The 15,414-nt window shown below is 69.9% G+C and carries 16 protein-coding genes; 5 read left to right on the forward strand and 11 right to left on the reverse strand.

The window, feature by feature from the left end; all coding sequences use genetic code 11:
• Positions 1-42: 42 nt before the first annotated feature.
• Positions 43-498 carry a LapA family protein gene (locus HF999_RS10660; RefSeq protein WP_168545860.1) on the forward strand — a complete coding sequence of 152 codons (456 nt, stop codon included), beginning with the start codon at positions 43-45 and terminating at the stop codon, positions 496-498.
• Between the two features lie 90 nt (positions 499-588).
• Entirely contained in the window at positions 589-1,848 is a 1,260-nt protein-coding gene (locus tag HF999_RS10665) for an MFS transporter (RefSeq protein ID WP_168545861.1), read from the forward strand.
• 42 nt (positions 1,849-1,890) lie between these two features.
• Here HF999_RS10665 and HF999_RS10670 read toward each other — a convergent pair whose 3' ends face one another.
• The 10 genes from HF999_RS10670 to HF999_RS10715 form a co-directional block, all read right to left on the reverse strand.
• Positions 1,891-2,799, reverse strand: a complete 909-nt coding sequence (locus tag HF999_RS10670) for a phosphatidate cytidylyltransferase (RefSeq protein WP_376766486.1) — start codon at positions 2,797-2,799, stop codon at positions 1,891-1,893.
• Between the two features lie 2 nt (positions 2,800-2,801).
• The gene (gene frr, locus HF999_RS10675; protein WP_068570628.1) at positions 2,802-3,359 is read right to left on the reverse strand and encodes a ribosome recycling factor; all 558 of its coding nucleotides are present in this window, start codon (positions 3,357-3,359) and stop codon (positions 2,802-2,804) included.
• A gap of 52 nt (positions 3,360-3,411) precedes the next feature.
• On the reverse strand, positions 3,412-4,176 hold the full coding sequence (gene pyrH, locus HF999_RS10680; protein WP_376766487.1) for a UMP kinase: 765 nt from the start codon (positions 4,174-4,176) through the stop codon (positions 3,412-3,414).
• Between the two features lie 10 nt (positions 4,177-4,186).
• Positions 4,187-5,110 (reverse strand): SGNH/GDSL hydrolase family protein, encoded by a 924-nt coding sequence (locus tag HF999_RS10685; protein WP_168545863.1) that lies wholly within the window; start codon positions 5,108-5,110, stop codon positions 4,187-4,189.
• Positions 5,111-5,120: 10 nt separating this feature from the next.
• Positions 5,121-5,882 carry an AraC family transcriptional regulator gene (locus tag HF999_RS22810; RefSeq protein WP_312854097.1) on the reverse strand — a complete coding sequence of 254 codons (762 nt, stop codon included), beginning with the start codon at positions 5,880-5,882 and terminating at the stop codon, positions 5,121-5,123.
• Positions 5,879-6,274, reverse strand: a complete 396-nt coding sequence (locus HF999_RS10695) for a VOC family protein (RefSeq protein ID WP_168545865.1) — start codon at positions 6,272-6,274, stop codon at positions 5,879-5,881. Before HF999_RS10695 ends, HF999_RS22810 begins: the two co-directional genes overlap by 4 nt.
• Positions 6,275-6,391: 117 nt before the next feature.
• Entirely contained in the window at positions 6,392-7,582 is a 1,191-nt protein-coding gene (locus HF999_RS10700; RefSeq protein WP_425580056.1) for an IS30 family transposase, read from the reverse strand.
• Positions 7,583-8,021: 439 nt separating this feature from the next.
• The gene (gene tsf / locus HF999_RS10705) at positions 8,022-8,846 is read right to left on the reverse strand and encodes a translation elongation factor Ts (RefSeq protein ID WP_168545866.1); all 825 of its coding nucleotides are present in this window, start codon (positions 8,844-8,846) and stop codon (positions 8,022-8,024) included.
• A 45-nt stretch (positions 8,847-8,891) separates the two neighbouring features.
• On the reverse strand, positions 8,892-9,746 hold the full coding sequence (gene rpsB / locus HF999_RS10710; RefSeq protein ID WP_168545867.1) for a 30S ribosomal protein S2: 855 nt from the start codon (positions 9,744-9,746) through the stop codon (positions 8,892-8,894).
• Positions 9,747-10,037: 291 nt separating this feature from the next.
• Positions 10,038-10,676 carry a TetR/AcrR family transcriptional regulator C-terminal domain-containing protein gene (locus HF999_RS10715; protein ID WP_168545868.1) on the reverse strand — a complete coding sequence of 213 codons (639 nt, stop codon included), beginning with the start codon at positions 10,674-10,676 and terminating at the stop codon, positions 10,038-10,040.
• Positions 10,677-10,734: 58 nt separating this feature from the next.
• Here HF999_RS10715 and HF999_RS22985 point away from each other — a divergent pair, with 58 nt between their 5' ends.
• The gene (locus tag HF999_RS22985) at positions 10,735-11,640 is read left to right on the forward strand and encodes a zinc-binding dehydrogenase (protein ID WP_168545869.1); all 906 of its coding nucleotides are present in this window, start codon (positions 10,735-10,737) and stop codon (positions 11,638-11,640) included.
• On the opposite strand, the gene HF999_RS10725 is transcribed toward HF999_RS22985, so the two are convergent.
• Positions 11,630-13,000, reverse strand: a complete 1,371-nt coding sequence (locus HF999_RS10725) for a dicarboxylate/amino acid:cation symporter (RefSeq protein ID WP_168545870.1) — start codon at positions 12,998-13,000, stop codon at positions 11,630-11,632. The two genes, HF999_RS22985 and HF999_RS10725, sit on opposite strands and share 11 nt — an antisense overlap.
• Positions 13,001-13,137: 137 nt before the next feature.
• Here HF999_RS10725 and HF999_RS10730 point away from each other — a divergent pair, with 137 nt between their 5' ends.
• Complete coding sequence (locus tag HF999_RS10730; RefSeq protein WP_168545871.1) at positions 13,138-14,349, forward strand: multidrug effflux MFS transporter; 1,212 nt, start codon at positions 13,138-13,140, stop codon at positions 14,347-14,349.
• A complete protein-coding gene (locus HF999_RS10735) occupies positions 14,346-15,413 on the forward strand; it encodes a M48 family metallopeptidase (protein ID WP_168545872.1) in 1,068 nt (355 codons plus the stop codon). Before HF999_RS10730 ends, HF999_RS10735 begins: the two co-directional genes overlap by 4 nt.
• Position 15,414: the final 1 nt, after the last annotated feature.

Genomic DNA, 15,414 nt, shown 5'->3' on the forward strand with positions numbered 1-15,414 from the left:
GTCATCGCTCACCGCCCACCGACAGATGGCAGGATAACCGCCATGGCGAAGGACGAAGACCGCGTTCGTGACAGCGAAGCGTCTCTGGAAGTACCCGTGCCGGACGAGGCCGCGGACGACGCGCGGCTACCCGTGACGCGGGACCGAACAGATCTCGACGGTGCGGCTCCCGGCCCGGCCGCCGGCAAGAGCGCGGACGCGGCGCCCACGAGCAAGCGCGGCGTCGACACCCGCAATGCCTACCAGCAGGTCAAGCACACGCGGTCGGCCGCGCTCTGGTCCGGGCTGCTCGGCGGCGCGGTGGTGCTGCTGCTCCTGCTCGTGTTCATCGTGCAGAACCAGCAGAACACCGAGATCAACCTGATCTTCTGGAAGGCCACCCTGCCGCTGGGCGTCTCGTTGCTCATCGCCGCGATCGGCGGCGCGCTGCTCGTGGGCCTCGCCGGCGCGCTGCGCATCATCCAGCTGCGGCGCGCGGCGAAGAAACTGCAGGACTGAGCCGCCCGGCCTGGGGGCCGTGCCGCTGGGCTCGCGGGCCGTGACCCACCCGCGCCCGGCCGTCGGAGCGCACGGTGGAACGATGGATCCATGCGCGCATGGATCGTCTGGTCGGTGGCGACCCTCGCCTACGTGATCGGCGTCCTGCAGCGGACCTCGTTCGGCGTCTCGGGTACCGATGCCGCGGCACGGTACGGCGCGGCGCCCGCGACGCTCTCGGCGTTCGTCGTCCTGCAGCTCGTGGTGTACGCGGGCATGCAGATCCCGGCGGGCCTGATGCTGGATCGGTTCGGGTCGCGGCGGCTCGTGTTCACCGGCGCGATCATCATGGCCGCCGGGCAGATGAGCCTCGCGCTCACCGAGTCGTTGCCCCTCGCGATCGCCGGCCGCGTCGCGGTGGGCATCGGCGACTCGCTCACCTTCGTGTCGGTACTGCGCCTGGTCCCGGCGTGGTTCCCGGTCCGACGGATTCCCCTGGTCACCCAACTGACCGGCATGACGGGCCAACTCGGCCAGATCCTGTCCGCGGTGCCCTTCCTCGCGCTGCTGCACGCCGAGGGCTGGACTCCCGCCTACCTCGGTGCCGCGAGCCTCGGCCTGATCGCCGCGGTCGCGGTGCTGGCGTTCGTGCGCGACGCGCCGCCCGAGAGGGTGGCACCGACGATCACCGTCCGCGCCCAGGACATCCCCGGGATCCTGCGCTCCACGTGGATGCACCCCGGCACCCGGCTCGGCTTCTTCACCCACATGGGTGCGATGTTCTCGGTGACGGCCTACATGCTCATGTGGGGCGTCCCCTACCTGACCACCGCGCAGGGCCTCTCGTCCGGCGAGGCGGGGGCGATCGTGACCTTCGGTGTGGTGGCGACGCTCGCGGCGGGACCCGTCATCGGTTACCTCACCGGGCGATTCCCGACCCGCCGCTCGTGGATGGTGATCGCCATCATCATCGGCAGCGCGGCGGTCTGGACCGCGGTCCTGGTGCGCGACGAGCCCTCACCGGTGTGGCTGCTCACGGTACTCGTGCTGGTGATCTCCGTCGGTGGGCCGAGCAGCGCGATCGGCTTCGACTACGCCCGATCCTTCAACACCACCCGGGTGCTCGGCACCGCACAGGGCATGGTGAACATCGGCGGCTTCCTCGCGAGCCTCGTCCTGATCCAGGCGATGGGCTCGATCATGGGCGCCGGCGCGGGCCTGACCTTCGACGGCTTCCGCGCGGCCTGGCTCGCGCAGTACCCGCTCTGGGCGATCGCACTGATCGGCGTCGTCGTCACCCGCCGCAAGGCCCGGCGCCGCGAGGGCGTCGTGCCGCGGCCCCTGCGCGAGGCCCTCCGCCGGGCGCGCTGAGGCGGACCGTCGGGCCGGGTACCGTGCGGGAGCGCGGGACCGTCAGCTGCCCATGAGGGCGGTCAGTGCCGCCCAGACCACGACCGCGCTGGGCAGCAGCGAGTCCAGCCGGTCCATCAGGCCGCCGTGACCGGGCAGCAGCGTGCCCATGTCCTTGATCCCCAGGTCGCGCTTGACCTGCGACTCGAGCAGATCGCCGAGCGTCGCGGTGATCACCACCACCGGGCCCAGCAGCAGGCCCCACAGCGGGTTCACGTCGAGCAGGAACTTGAGCACCAGCACCGCGCCGACCGCGCCCGCGACCATCGACCCCGCGAAGCCCTCCCAGGACTTCTTCGGGCTGATGGCGGGCACCATCGGATGCTTGCCGAAGAGCACGCCGGCCGCGTAGCCGCCCACGTCCGAGCACACCACGAGCAGCACCAGGGCCACGACGCGCTGCGGGCCCCGGTTGTCGGGCAGCACCAGCATGGCGCCGAAGGCCGCGAACAGCGGGATCCAGGCGAGGACGAACACCGTCGTCGAGATGTCGCGGGTGAACGAGTTGGGTGCGGCGGTGCTCTGGTGTCCCAACAACCGCCAGATCATCGCGACCAGCACGGTGGCCACGAACGCCGCCAACACCCCCTCGGGGCCGAGCGGCCAGCTGAGCCAGATGATCGCCTGGCCGCCGATGAGCATCGGCCACAGCTCGAGATTCGTGCCCGCGGCGCGGAACCGTTTGACGACCTCCCAGGTCGCCAACGCCACCGCCGCCGCGACGAGCGCAACCCACAGGTGCGGAGCGAAGACCAGGATCGCCACGATCATCGCGCCCAGGCTCACGCCCACGCCGATCGCGGCCGGAAGGTTGCGCCCGGCGCTGATCTTGCGCTTCTCGGGGGCCGACGGTGCCGCGGGCGCGCCCGGGGCGGGGCTGTCGGCGCCGACCGAGTCGGGGGATTCCGGCACGGCTAGACCTCCATCAGATCGGCTTCCTTGCGCGCCACGAGGTCCTCGATCTGGGCGACGTACTTGGCTGTCGTCTTGTCGAGCTCCTTCTCGGCGCGGGCCACCTCGTCCTCGCCGGCGTCGCCGTCCTTGACGATCTTGGCCAGCTGGTCGTTCGCCTTGCGCCGGACATTGCGGATGGACACCTTGGCGTCCTCGCCCTTGCCCTTGACCTGCTTGACCAGGTCCTTGCGGCGCTCCTCGGTGAGCTGCGGGATGCTCACGCGGAGCAACTGGCCGTCGTTGGTGGGGTTCACGCCCAGGTCCGAGTTGCGGATCGCCGTCTCGATGTTGCCGAGCTGGTTCGCCTCGTAGGGCTTGATCACCACGAGCCGCGCCTCGGGCGTGGTGATCGAGCTGATCTGGGTGATGGGCGTGGGCGAGCCGTAGTAGTCCACGACCACCTTCGAGAACATCCCGGGGTTGGCGCGGCCGGTGCGGATCGACTGGAAGTCCTCCCGAGCCACCGAGACGGCCTTCTCCATCTTCTCCTCGGCGTCGAAGAGCGTTTCGTCGATCACTTGCGTCACACGTCCTTTTGTCTGTCCAGTGGTGGTGGTCTTCGGGCCGGCGTCAGGGCCGGACGAGGGTGCCGATCTTCTCCCCCGCGACGGCGCGGGCGATGTTGCCCTCCTCCAGGAGATTGAACACCAGCATCGGCATCTTGTTGTCCATGCAGAGGCTGAACGCGGTCGCGTCGGCCACCTTGAGGCCCTTCTCCAGCGCCGTACGGTGGGTGATCTCGGTGAACAGCTTCGCGTCCGGGTTGGTGCGGGGGTCGCTGTCGTACACGCCGTCCACCGCCTTGGCCATGAGCACCACCTCGGCGCCGATCTCCAGCGCGCGCTGCGCGGCGGTCGTGTCGGTGGAGAAGTAGGGCATGCCCATGCCGGCGCCGAAGATCACGACGCGCCCCTTCTCGAGGTGTCGCTTGGCGCGCAGCGGCAGGTAGGGCTCGGCGACCTGGCCCATGGTGATCGCGGTCTGCACGCGCGTGTCCACGCCCTCCTTCTGCAGGAAGTCCTGCAGCGCGAGGCAGTTCATCACGGTGCCGAGCATGCCCATGTAGTCCGATCGCGCGCGGTCCATGCCGCGGTTCTGCAGCTCGGCACCACGGAAGAAGTTGCCGCCTCCGATGACCACCGCGATCTCGTGGCCGCTGCGCGAGACCTCGGCGATCTGCTGCGCCACCGTGGTCACCACATCGGGGTCGAGGCCCACCTCGCCGCCGCCGAACATCTCCCCGCCCAGCTTGAGCAGCACCCTCTTGTAGCCGTGCCGTGCCTGATCCTGCGTCGCGTCCTGATCCGTCTGAAGTTCCTGGGCCGTGTCCGTCACGACGACCATCCTATGCGGGCCGCGCGGTTCCTCGGAGCCGGTCCTCGATCAGGTTGCCCAATGCGCGCTGTCCGGCGGCCGTCGGGTGCAGTCCGTTGGCCTCGGGCTCCTGCTTCTTGAGCTTCGGGCCGCCCAGCCGCGTGTAGGGATCCGGATCGCAGGCCGTGTGGTCGAGCGGCGGTTGCACGTACATCACGGCGCGGTCGGCGGCCACCTCACGGATCAGCCGGTCGACGCTGCGGTACCAGGTGCGCCAGTGCCCGACGTTCTGCTCCGGGATGCCGGCCCGGTCGAGACAGGCGCGGTCCAGCGGACCGTCGAGCGGGAACAACGGGAGATAGCCGACGAGGACGATGCGCACGTCCGGCGCGGCCGCCCGCCTGATCGCGTCGACGGTGGCCGCGTACTGCGCTCGGACGAAGTTCCAGCCCTGCGAGCCCGGAAGGTCCTGCGTGGCGACGGCGCCGCAGCGATCGTCGGGATCGCCGAAGCAGTGCACGACGATGTTGCCGAAGCCCAGCGAGTTGGCCCCGATGACGATCGTCACGAGCCTGGTGAACGGTCCGACGCCGTAGATCTGGGGCGAGGTGTTGGGCTTCGGCGAGGGCTGGGTGAGGTCGTCGAGCGTGGAGCCCGAGCACGCCCGGTCGGTGAACGAGTAGGGCTGCAGGCGCTGCGCGAGGACGTGGCCGAGATCGTCGCCGTTGCGGGCGCAGAGGTCCATCGGCCGCACCTTGGCGTGCGAGCCGGACGCGGCGTAACTGTCCCCCATCGAGACGTACTGCGCCCCGCCCGGGAGGTCGGGGATGTAGCTGACGGCGTTGCGCTGGTAGTGCGTGTAGCCGCTTCCGCCGCCGATCGCGGTGGACCCGGCGACCGCGAGCACGAGGCAGGCCACGAGGGCCAGTGCGGTCGCACGGCGGATCCAGGACACCCCGGCGAGACTACACAGGCGTGAACTCACCCCGCCGACGCGCGAGGTAGGCCGACGGTGACAGGCCCAGGAAGGAGCGCACCTCGCGACCCAGGTGCGCCTGGTCGGCGTAGCCGCGGCGCACCGCGATGTCCGCCGCGGGGATGCCCGCCTCGAGCTCGCGCCGTGCCGCGTCGAAGCGCATCAGCCGCGCCGCCTGCTTGATCCCCATGCCGTACTCGGCGGTGAACTTCATGGCCAGGTACCGGGCCGACCACCCCGACCGCTCGACGAGTTCGGCGACGGTGACCCGACCCTGCCGGGCGGCGAGGTGGGCCCAGGCCGCCGCGGCGTCCGGCTGCACCTCGCGGCCCGAAACCGCGTGCCGGGCGAGCACCGCCGCCGCGACGGCCTCACGTTCCCCCGCGGGCGCGGCCACGACACGCCCGTACAGCTCCGCTGCGAGCCCGGGGCGGAGGTCGTCGAGCTCGACCGCCTCTCCCCCGAGTTCGGCCGCCGGCGCGCCGGTGAGCGCCCGGACGAGGCTCGGCCGCACGTCCACCTGGACGCCGCGCTGCAGGCCGTCGTGGTGGACCAGGTAGGGCGTCGGATGCATCCCCGAGATGCACAGCCGGAAGGTCGTGCGCTCGGGCAGGCCCGGGCCCGTCAGGTCCAGACCGTGCCCGAGGTCGATGATCAGCGTGAGCGTCGGTGAGGGAACGGCGAGGTGCGTCCCGGGGAGCACGCCGGTGATGTCGTAGGCGGTTGCCCGGGCGATCCCGGGAGCGCTCACCCCGCGTAGGTACCGAAACTCCACGTGTTGCCCTCCGGGTCGGCGACGGAGAATCCCTTGGAGCCATAGTCCTCCTCCGCCATGTCGCGCACCAGGCGGGCGCCCAGTTCCTGTGCGCGGGCGTAGACGGCGTCGGGGTCGTGCACCACGACGTACACGCCGGAGGTGCCGGGCGGGTTGGTGAAGGTCTTGTCGACCTTGCACAGGCTCGAGACCATCACTCGGCCACCGTCGGGCCAGAGCATCTCGGAGTGGACGACCTCGCCGTCACCGTCGCCCTCGACGAGGATGCCGTCCTCGAAACCGAGGCGGCGCAACCACTCCCGCTCCGCGAGCGGATCGTCACAGGTGATGCCGGGCCAGATGTTGATGTCTTTGCGTGTGGTGTTCATGCCCTCAAGACTCGCAGCCGCGGCCACCGTCGGGCTTGAAGAAATCCGCACGCCCCGGAGAGACGACGAGGCCCGCACCGACGTGGCGGTTTCAAGGGGTCGACGCAACACTGCCTGTTAGTTGGTGGTGATTAGATCACGCAGACGCTCGGCTGGGGTATCCCAGTCGAGCGTTTTGCGTGGGCGGCCGTTGAGCTCTTGGGCGACGTGCTCGAGGTCGGCGTGACTGTAGATGCTCAGATCGGTGCCTTTGGGGAAGTACTGGCGGAGCAGCCCGTTGGTGTTCTCGTTGCTGCCGCGCTGCCAGGGGCTGGCCGGGTCGCAGAAATAGACGGCGAGGTCGGTCGCGACGGCGACCTGCTTGTGTCGGGCCAGTTCAGCGCCTTGATCCCAGGTCAGCGACCCACGTAGGTGCGCGGGCAGGTCCTTCATCGCCGTGATGATCGCGTCGCGGACCTGCTCGGCGTCATGCCCGTCGGGCAGGTGCAGCAGCATCGTGTAGCGCGTGGAACGCTCGACCAGGGTGCCGATCGCGGTCTTGTTCTGCTCACCGCAGATCAGATCCCCCTCCCAGTGCCCGGGAACAGCGCGGTCCTCGACCTCGGCAGGTCGGTCGCTGATCATCACCATCGGGTCGATGAACCGCTGATAGCGCTGCCCTTCCTTCCGCTGCGGTTTGCGTCTGGTCCGTCCGGTCCGCAGTGCTTGCTGCACTTCACGTTTCAACCCTCCGCGGGCTTGGAAGTACAACGCCTGGTAGATCGTTTCGTGGCTCACCCGCATGCTCTCGTCGTCGGGATGATCCCGGCGCAGGCGGTACGAGATCTGCTCCGGCGAGAACTTCCTCGACAAGCCCTCCTCGACCGCTGCCCGCAGGACCGCGTTCACCACCAGTTTGGACTGCTTCGGCCGCGCCCGAGCTGCCGCGGCTGCCCGATCGGCCTGATGCGGCAGATACCGGCCGGCGACGCTGTGCGCACGGACCTCCCGCGAAATCGTGGAGACGTTCTTGCCGATCCTCGCCGCGATGGTGCGCATGGAATCCTTGAGCACCAGACCGTCAGCGATCGTGATCCGGTCCGCGAGCGAGAGATACCGATCGCTGATCACCGAGACAGCGGCATCTGTGCAGTTCACACTGTTCACGGGCTGTTTATAGACCGATCCGGAGCGATAGTCCACGACCGTGCCGTCCGGGTAGATCCGCCTACCGCTCGTGTGTCGGATTCCCCTGTGCCAGTCCTGGCCCGTGCGCCGGTTCACCCCCACCTCACGCGCTGCACAATTCACCGACCACCCCTGCTCGATCAGCGCGAGGAACTGCTTCTTCGCCTCTGGCTTCCCCACGGTGAGCCTGGCAGCAGACACCCGGTCAGCGTTGACCAGAATCCGGCGAGCCACAGAGAACGCCACGCCGCACTCGATCGACGCCCTGTTGATCGAGCCGGTCCGATCGAACACCGCCACGATCGACTCCGGATCGGCAGGCTTGCCCGGCCCACGCGGCTGGCCTACCGGCCGGCCTATCGCCCGCAGGATCGCGTAACACCGCTGCCGCGGCACACCAACCGCAACAGCGGCCTCCTTCACCGGCACCCCGGCATCAACCAGCCTCGCCAGCGCATCACCGAACCGGACACAGTCCCCCTGAAACGACATGATCGCCGCAACCTCTCATCGAGAGTGTTGCGACGATCATGTGAACCCGCCCGTCATCGGTGCGGGCCTCGTGCGTAGAACGGAAGGATTACTCCTGGCCGACCTCGAAGCGGGTGAAGGCGAGGACCTTCGTACCGGCCTCGTCCAGCACCTGCTGGACCGACTTCTTGCTGTCGGTCACCGACGGCTGGTCGGGAAGAACGGTGTCCTTGTAGTAGGCCACGGTCTTGCCCTCGACGATCTTCGACAGCGCCTGCTCCGGCTTGCCCTCGGCACGCGCGGTCTCCTCGGCGATGCGACGCTCGTTCTCGATCACGTCGGCGGGGACCTCGTCCCGGCTGGCGTACTTCGCCTTGAGCGCGGCGACCTGCATGCCGGCGCCGCGAGCGGCCTCGGCAGCGGTGTCGCCCTCGCCCGAGAACGAGACCAGCACGCCCACGGCGGGGGGCAGGTCCGAGCTGCGCTTGTGCAGGTAGACGGCGACGGGGCCGTCGTAGCGCGCGATGCGACGCAGCACGAGTTTCTCGCCCAGCTTGGCCGACGCGGCCTCGATGCGCGAGGCGACGGTCTCACCCTCGAGCGGCAGCTCGAGAACGGCCTCGACGGTGGCGGCGTCCGACGCTGCGGCAGCCGCGACGATCGCATCGGCCAGCTCCTGGAACTCCGCGTTCTTCGCGACGAAGTCGGTCTCGGAGTTGAGCTCGATGAGCACGCCGCCCTTGGCGGCCACGAGGCCCTCGGCGGTGGAACGACCGGCACGCTTGCCGACGTCCTTCGCGCCCTTGATGCGCAGCACCTCGACGGCCTTGTCGAAATCGCCGTCGGTCTCGGTGAGCGCGTTCTTGCAGTCCATCATCCCCGACCCGGTGAGGTCGCGAAGACGCTTGACGTCAGCGGCGGTGTAGTTCGCCATTGATGCGGCTCCTGTTCGTAGAAGGGAAGTGCGACCGGAGGCCGATCAGGCTTCCGGGGTCTCGGTGGGCGCCTCGGCCGGAGCCTCGGTAGCCGCGGCCTCGGCAGCGGGGGCCTCGGCGGCGACGGTGGCCGACTCGAGCAGCTCCTGCTCCCACTCGGCGAGGGGCTCGCCGGCGCCGGCCTCGGGCTTGGCATCGCCGGTGGCGACGCCCGCACGGGCCTGCACGCCCTCGGCCACGGCCGAGGCCACGACCTTGGTCAGCAGCGCGGCGGAGCGGATCGCGTCGTCGTTGCCCGGGATCGGGTAGTCGACGAGGTCGGGATCGCAGTTGGTGTCGAGGATCGCGATGACCGGGATACCCAGCTTGCGGGCCTCGCCCACGGCGATGTGCTCCTTGTTGGTGTCCACGACCCAGATGGCCGAGGGGACCTTGGCCATGTCGCGGATGCCGCCGAGGGTGCGCTCGAGCTTGTTCTTCTCACGCGTGAGCATGAGGATTTCCTTCTTGGTGCGACCCTCGAAGCCACCGGTCTGCTCCATGGTCTCCAGCTCCTTCATGCGCTGAAGACGCTTGTGGACCGTCTGGAAGTTGGTGAGCATGCCGCCCAGCCAGCGCTGGTTCACGTAGGGCATGCCGACGCGGGTGGCCTCTTCGGCGATCGACTCCTGGGCCTGCTTCTTGGTACCGACGAAGAGGACGGTGCCACCGTGGGCGACGGTCTCCTTGACGAACTCGTAGGCCTTGTCGATGTAGGTCAGCGTCTGCTGCAGATCGATGATGTAGATGCCGTTGCGGTCGGTGAAGATGAAGCGCTTCATCTTCGGGTTCCACCGACGGGTCTGATGACCGAAGTGCGCGCCGCTGTCCAGCAGCTGCTTCATGGTTACGACAGCCATGATGCCTCTTTCGTAGTTGCAGTTGTACACGCCGCGACGACCGGTTCCCGCAGTTCAGCGAGCCGGACGGTGCGCGGTGTCCTGGTGTTCCGCCGCGCTGCACTCCTTCGAGGAAGGAGACCGCGCTGCACGGCGCGCCGCGAGCGGCGCCTGGGGAACACGCGTAGTCACTCCGCCATCTGGACGGAGTGCAAGGGCAAGTGTACGCCGGTCCGCACGACCAGCGAAATCGTCACGGAACCGCAGGTCGACGATGCCGCCCGCGGCCCCGTAGCGCGCCGGCCGTCCGACTCAAGCCTCCGGCCCCGCGAGGCGGGCCGCCAGCCCGCCGAGGAGGAACCGCACGGCATCGTCGAACCGCTCGTCGGGCGGGCCCCACGCCGTCGGTCCCGCCTGCGCCGCGAGCGGGTAGTCCGCCGCGCCGATCGCCGCGGCGCGGTGGTCCGGGTCGTACCCGGCCCGCGGCGCACCGTCGGGCCCGAAGACCTCCTGCTCCTCGATGACGAAACCGACGACCAGGTCGCGGAGCGTGGACATCGCGAGCGCGGCGTCGCGCAGCGCGAATCCGGCGTCGACCAGCATGCGCAGCGGCCGCTCGCGAGCGCGGACGACGTCGACGTCGGTGAACCGCGACCCGCTGAACACCCGCGCGCCGTCGGTGTGGGCGCGCAGGACGGACCGCAGCCGCCGCGCACCGTCGAGCAGTTCGGTGCGCCAATCGTCGGCCGGCGGCCCGACGGGCAGAGCGCGCCGCATGAGCTCGGTGGCCATCTCGTCGACGAGGTCGCCCTTGGACGAGACGTGCCAGTAGAGCGCGGGCGCCTTGACCTCGAGCCGATCCGCGATCCGACGCAGCGTGAGGCCCTCGACGCCCACCTCGTCGAGTACGGCCAGTGCCGCAGTGACCACGTCCGCCCGGTTCAATCCCACACCCCCACCTTAACGGTGTTAAGCTCGATTCGAATTTAACGCCGTTAAGGAGACCGCCGTGCACGCCGCCATCGCCACCTACGCCGACGCCCCGATCTGGACCGAAACGCCCGAGCCGCCCTCTGGAGAGGGACTCGTCACCGTCACCATGCGGGCCGTCCCGCTGCACAACCTGGCGCGGGGCGTCGCGGACGGCCGCCACTACTCCTCCCCCGCGAGCCCGGGCTTCGTCATCGGGGTCGACGGGGTGGGTGTCACCGAGGACGGCCGGCGCGTCTACGTCACCGCCCGCGGTACCGCGGCGCAGACGGTGGCGGTCCCCGAGGCGGCGCTCGTCGAGATCCCGGACGCGCTCGACGACCTGCAGGCCGCCGCCGCGATGAACGCGGTCATGTCGTCCTGGATGGCGATGACGGTGCGCGCCCGGGTCCGGCCGGGCCAGACGGTGCTCGTCCTGGGCGCGACGGGCGGCTCCGGGCGGCCCGCGGTGGCCGTCGCCCGGCACCTGGGCGCCCGCGTGATCGCGGCGGGCCGCAACACCGCGGTGCTGGCGGCCGTGGGCGCCGACGCGGTGATCGACCTCGGCGCCCCCGAGGCGGAGATCGCGGAAGCGCTGCGCCGCGAGAAGATCGACATGGTGGTCGACTACCTGTGGGGCCGCCCGGCGGAGCTGACACTGGCGGCGCTGCAGAAGCGCGGACCGGCCGAGTTCGTCCAGATCGGCACGATGGCGGGCGCGGAGATCGCGCTGCCCGGCGCGCTCCTGCGGTCGACCGACATCCGGCTGCTGGGCAGCGGATTCGGCTCGTTCACGATCGCCGAGGTGCTCGCAGCACAGCCGCGGATCCTCGAGGCGGTGGTCGAGCTGGGGATCGAGATCGACGTCACCGCCGTGCCCGCGGAGTCCGTCGCCGAGATCTGGCGGGCGGACACCGCGGGTCGGCGGACGGTCCTCACGCTGTAGCGGGAACCCGCTCCGCCGCATCGGAATCGGCGGACTCGTCCGCGTACACGTCCGTGCGCGGAGCGTTGTAGGCGTCGAGGTCGAGGATGCCCTCCTGCTTGGCGACGATGGTCGGGATCAGCGCCTGGCCGGTGACATTGAGCGCGGTGCGGCCCATGTCGACGATCGGCTCGACGGCGAGCAGCAGGCCCACGCCGGCCAGCGGCAGCCCGAGCGTCGAGAGGGTCAGCGTCAGCATGACGGTCGCGCCGGTGGTCCCCGCGGTGGCGGCGGAGCCGATCACCGACACGATGACGATGAGCAGGTAGTCGGTGAAACCCAGCGGCACATGGAAGAACTGCGCCACGAAGATCGCCGCGATCGCGGGGTAGATCGCCGCGCAGCCGTCCATCTTCGTGGTGGCTCCGAGCGGCACCGCGAAGGACGCGTACTCGCGCGGGACGCCCAGGTTCCTCTCGGTGACCCGCTCCGTGACGGGCAGCGTGCCGATCGAGCTGCGCGAGACGAAGCCGAGCTGCGCGGCCGGCCAGACGCCGCTGAAGAACTGCTTCACCGAGAGCCCGTGCGCCTTGACGATCAGCGGGTACACGACGAAGCCGACGATGAACAGGCCCAGGTAGATCGCACCGGTGAACACGCCGAGCGAGCCGATCGCGTCCCAGCCGTAGGTCGCGACCGCGGTGCCGATGAGCGCGGCGGTGCCGATCGGCGCGAGCCTGATGATCCACCACAGCACCTTCTGGATGATCGCCAGCAGCGAGGCGTTGAAGGTGATGAAGGGCGCGGCCTTCTCGCCCACCTTGAGCGCGGCGATGCCGATCGCCGCGGCGACGACGAGCACCTGCAGCACGTTGAAGCTGAGCGAGACGGAACCGTCGGAGGCCTTGGCCTGCAGGCCGAGGAAGTTGGACGGGACCAGGCCCGTCAGGAAGGCCCACCAGGACCCGGTGCTCGACGGTGCCTTCCCCGCGCCCGTCACGGTGGTGTGCGTGCCGGGCTGCAGCACCAGTCCGAGGATGATGCCGATGATCACGGAGATGAACGCGGTGATGGCGAACCACAGCAGCGTCTTGCCCGCGAGCCGCGCCGCGTTCGTCACGTTGCGCAGGTTCGCGATCGACGCGATCACGGCGGTCACGACGAGCGGCACGACCGCCACCGTGAGCAGCTTGACGTAGCTGGAACCGATGGTCTTGAGCGTGCCGATCAGCCAGTTGACGTTGCCGTCGGCGGCCGGCGCCATGCTGCGGGCGAGCAGGCCCAGGAGCACGCCGGCGATCAGGCCGACGACGATCTGGAAGCCGAAGTTCTTCAGCAGTGCGGGGACCCGCGAGGGGGACGCGGACGTGGTGGTGGACATGAACAGCGCCAACGCCGTTCGACGGTGCCGTGTTCCCCTGGAATCATCGTGAGCGCAATACTCGCACTGCGCCCCGAGCCGGGCGTAGTCACAGCCCGGATTTCGCAGGCGGCGCGCACCTGCGGTTGGATCGACCCGTGTCGGAATCCTCCTCCCGGGCACAGCGGGGAAACCTCCGGCTGGCCCTGATCCTGGGCTCGCTGTCGGCGTTCGGTCCCATCACGACCGACCTCTACCTGCCCGCCCTCCCCGCCGCGGCCGCCGACCTGCACGCCTCGCAGCCCGCCATTCAGGCCACCCTCACGTCCTGCCTCATCGGCCTCGCCGTCGGGCAGGTGGTCGTGGGCCCGCTGTCGGATTCGATCGGGCGGCGCCGGCCGATGGTGATCGGGATGGCGCTGTTCGTCGTCAGCTCGCTGCTGTGCGCCGTGGCACCGTCGGTGTACCTGCTGGACGTGGCGCGCCTGTTCCAGGGCCTGGCGGGCGCCGCGGGAATCGTGCTCAGCCTGGCGATCGTCCGGGACCTGTTCGACTGTGTCGCCGCCGCCCGGATGATCGCGGCCCTCATGGCGGTGGGCGGCGTCGCGCCGATCATCGCGCCGCTCGCCGGATCACAGTTGCTGCGCGTCACCGACTGGCGCGGCCTGTTCGGGGTGCTCGCAGCGCTCGGCGTCGCGCTGCTCGCGATCGCCGTGGCGAAGGTGCCGGAGAGCCTGCCGACGGCGGACCGTCGACCGGTGGGCTGGGGTTCCGTGGCGAAGGGTTTCGCCTCGCTCGCACGCGACCGCCGCTTCGTCGCGCTGACCCTGTCCGGCGGACTCGGGTTCGCGGCGATGTTCGCCTACATCTCCACCTCGGCGTTCATCTTCCAGAGCCACTACGGGTACTCGGAGTCCCAGTTCAGCGTGGTGTTCGCGGTGAACGCTCTGGGCCTGCTCGCCACCAACCTGGTCGCCGGACGGTTGGTCGGGCGGGTCCCGGTGTCCACGCTCGCGCGGATCGGGTTGGCGGGCATGGTGGTGGGCGCCGTCGCCTCGCTCGTCACCCTCGCGATCGGGCAGCCGCCGCTGGTGATCGCGTCGTTGTTCGTGACGGTCGCGAGCCTGGGCCTGGTGATGCCGACGGTGGCCGCGCTCGCGCTCGACGACCACGGCTCGCTCGCCGGCAGCGCGTCCGCCGTGATCGGCGCGGCGCGCATGATGCTCGGTGGCATCGCGGCACTGTTCGCCGGGATCGGCGGGAACCCCGTGGTCCTGGGCGCGGTGATGGTGCTGTGCGCGGTGGGTGCCGCGGCGACCTTCGTCTGGCCGAGCGATCGGCCACCGCCGGACGGTAGCGTGGGCTCATGACCGATTCGGTGTCTCGAACCTACCGCTCACTACCGGGAATCAGCACGCGCGCGTGGGAGCACCCCGCGGACCGCGCCGCCCTCGTCGCGCTGCGCAACCTCAAGGGCTTCGACACGGTCCTCAAGGCCATCTCCTCGCTGCTGCGCGAGCGCCAGCACCGGCTGCTCTTCCTGGCCTCCGGCGTCCGGGTGGACGACCGCCAGTTCCCGCACCTGAACGACCTGCTCGCCGACTGCGTGCGCGTGCTGGACGCCTCGTCGACCCCCGAGCTGTACGTGGTGCAGGATCCGACGGCGAACGCCATGACCATCGGCATGGACCGGCCCTTCATCGTGATCAACACCGGCCTGCTCGAACTGCTCGACGAGGAGGAACAGCGGTTCGTCGTGGGCCACGAGCTCGGCCACGCGCTGTCCGGGCACGCGGTGTACCGCACGATGCTCATGCACCTGCTCCGACTGGCGGGCAGCTTCGGGTGGGTACCGATCGGCGGCTGGGCACTGCGCGCGATCGTCGCGGCGCTCATGGAGTGGCAGCGCAAGTCCGAGCTGTCCGGCGACCGGGCAGGCCTGCTCTGCGTGCAGGACCCCGATGTCGCGATGCGCGTGCACATGAAGACGGCGGGCGGCACCAAGGTCTCCGAGATGGACACGCAGCGCTTCCTCGCCCAGGCGGCCGAGTACGAGCGGACCGGCGACCTGCGCGACGGCGTGCTCAAGCTGCTCAATCTGGAACTGCAGTCGCACCCGTTCTCGGTGTTGCGCGCCGCGGACCTGAACCGGTGGGTCGAGCGCGGCGACTACGGGCGGATCGTGAGCGGCGAGTACCCGCAGCGAGTGGACGACGACAAGGCCAGCGCCGCAGAGGAATTCCGCACCGCGGCCCGCGGCTACAAGGAGGGCTTCGACGCCTCCGCCGACCCGCTGATCACCACGCTGCGCGACTTCGGTTCGTCCGCCGTGAACACCGTCGGGCAGGGCGTCACGGATGTCGCCACCGGCATGGGACGCAAGATCGACGAGTGGCGTCGCAACTCCCAGCGCAAGCAGGACGAGGGCGAGTAGG

Origin of the sequence: Tsukamurella spumae, from assembly GCF_012396015.1 — a bacterium.
GTDB lineage: Bacteria > Actinomycetota > Actinomycetes > Mycobacteriales > Mycobacteriaceae > Tsukamurella > Tsukamurella spumae.

Excerpts from the sequence above, each read along its gene's own strand:
- HF999_RS10725 (WP_168545870.1), bottom strand. The coding sequence starts at position 13,000 with ATGTCCACCACCACGTCCGCGTCCCCCTCGCGGGTCCCCGCACTGCTG.
- HF999_RS10665 (WP_168545861.1), top strand. The coding sequence starts at position 589 with ATGCGCGCATGGATCGTCTGGTCGGTGGCGACCCTCGCCTACGTGATC.
- HF999_RS10660 (WP_168545860.1), top strand. The coding sequence starts at position 43 with ATGGCGAAGGACGAAGACCGCGTTCGTGACAGCGAAGCGTCTCTGGAA.
- HF999_RS10695 (WP_168545865.1), bottom strand. The coding sequence starts at position 6,274 with ATGAACACCACACGCAAAGACATCAACATCTGGCCCGGCATCACCTGT.
- rpsB (WP_168545867.1), bottom strand. The coding sequence starts at position 9,746 with ATGGCTGTCGTAACCATGAAGCAGCTGCTGGACAGCGGCGCGCACTTC.
- tsf (WP_168545866.1), bottom strand. The coding sequence starts at position 8,846 with ATGGCGAACTACACCGCCGCTGACGTCAAGCGTCTTCGCGACCTCACC.
- HF999_RS10735 (WP_168545872.1), top strand. The coding sequence starts at position 14,346 with ATGACCGATTCGGTGTCTCGAACCTACCGCTCACTACCGGGAATCAGC.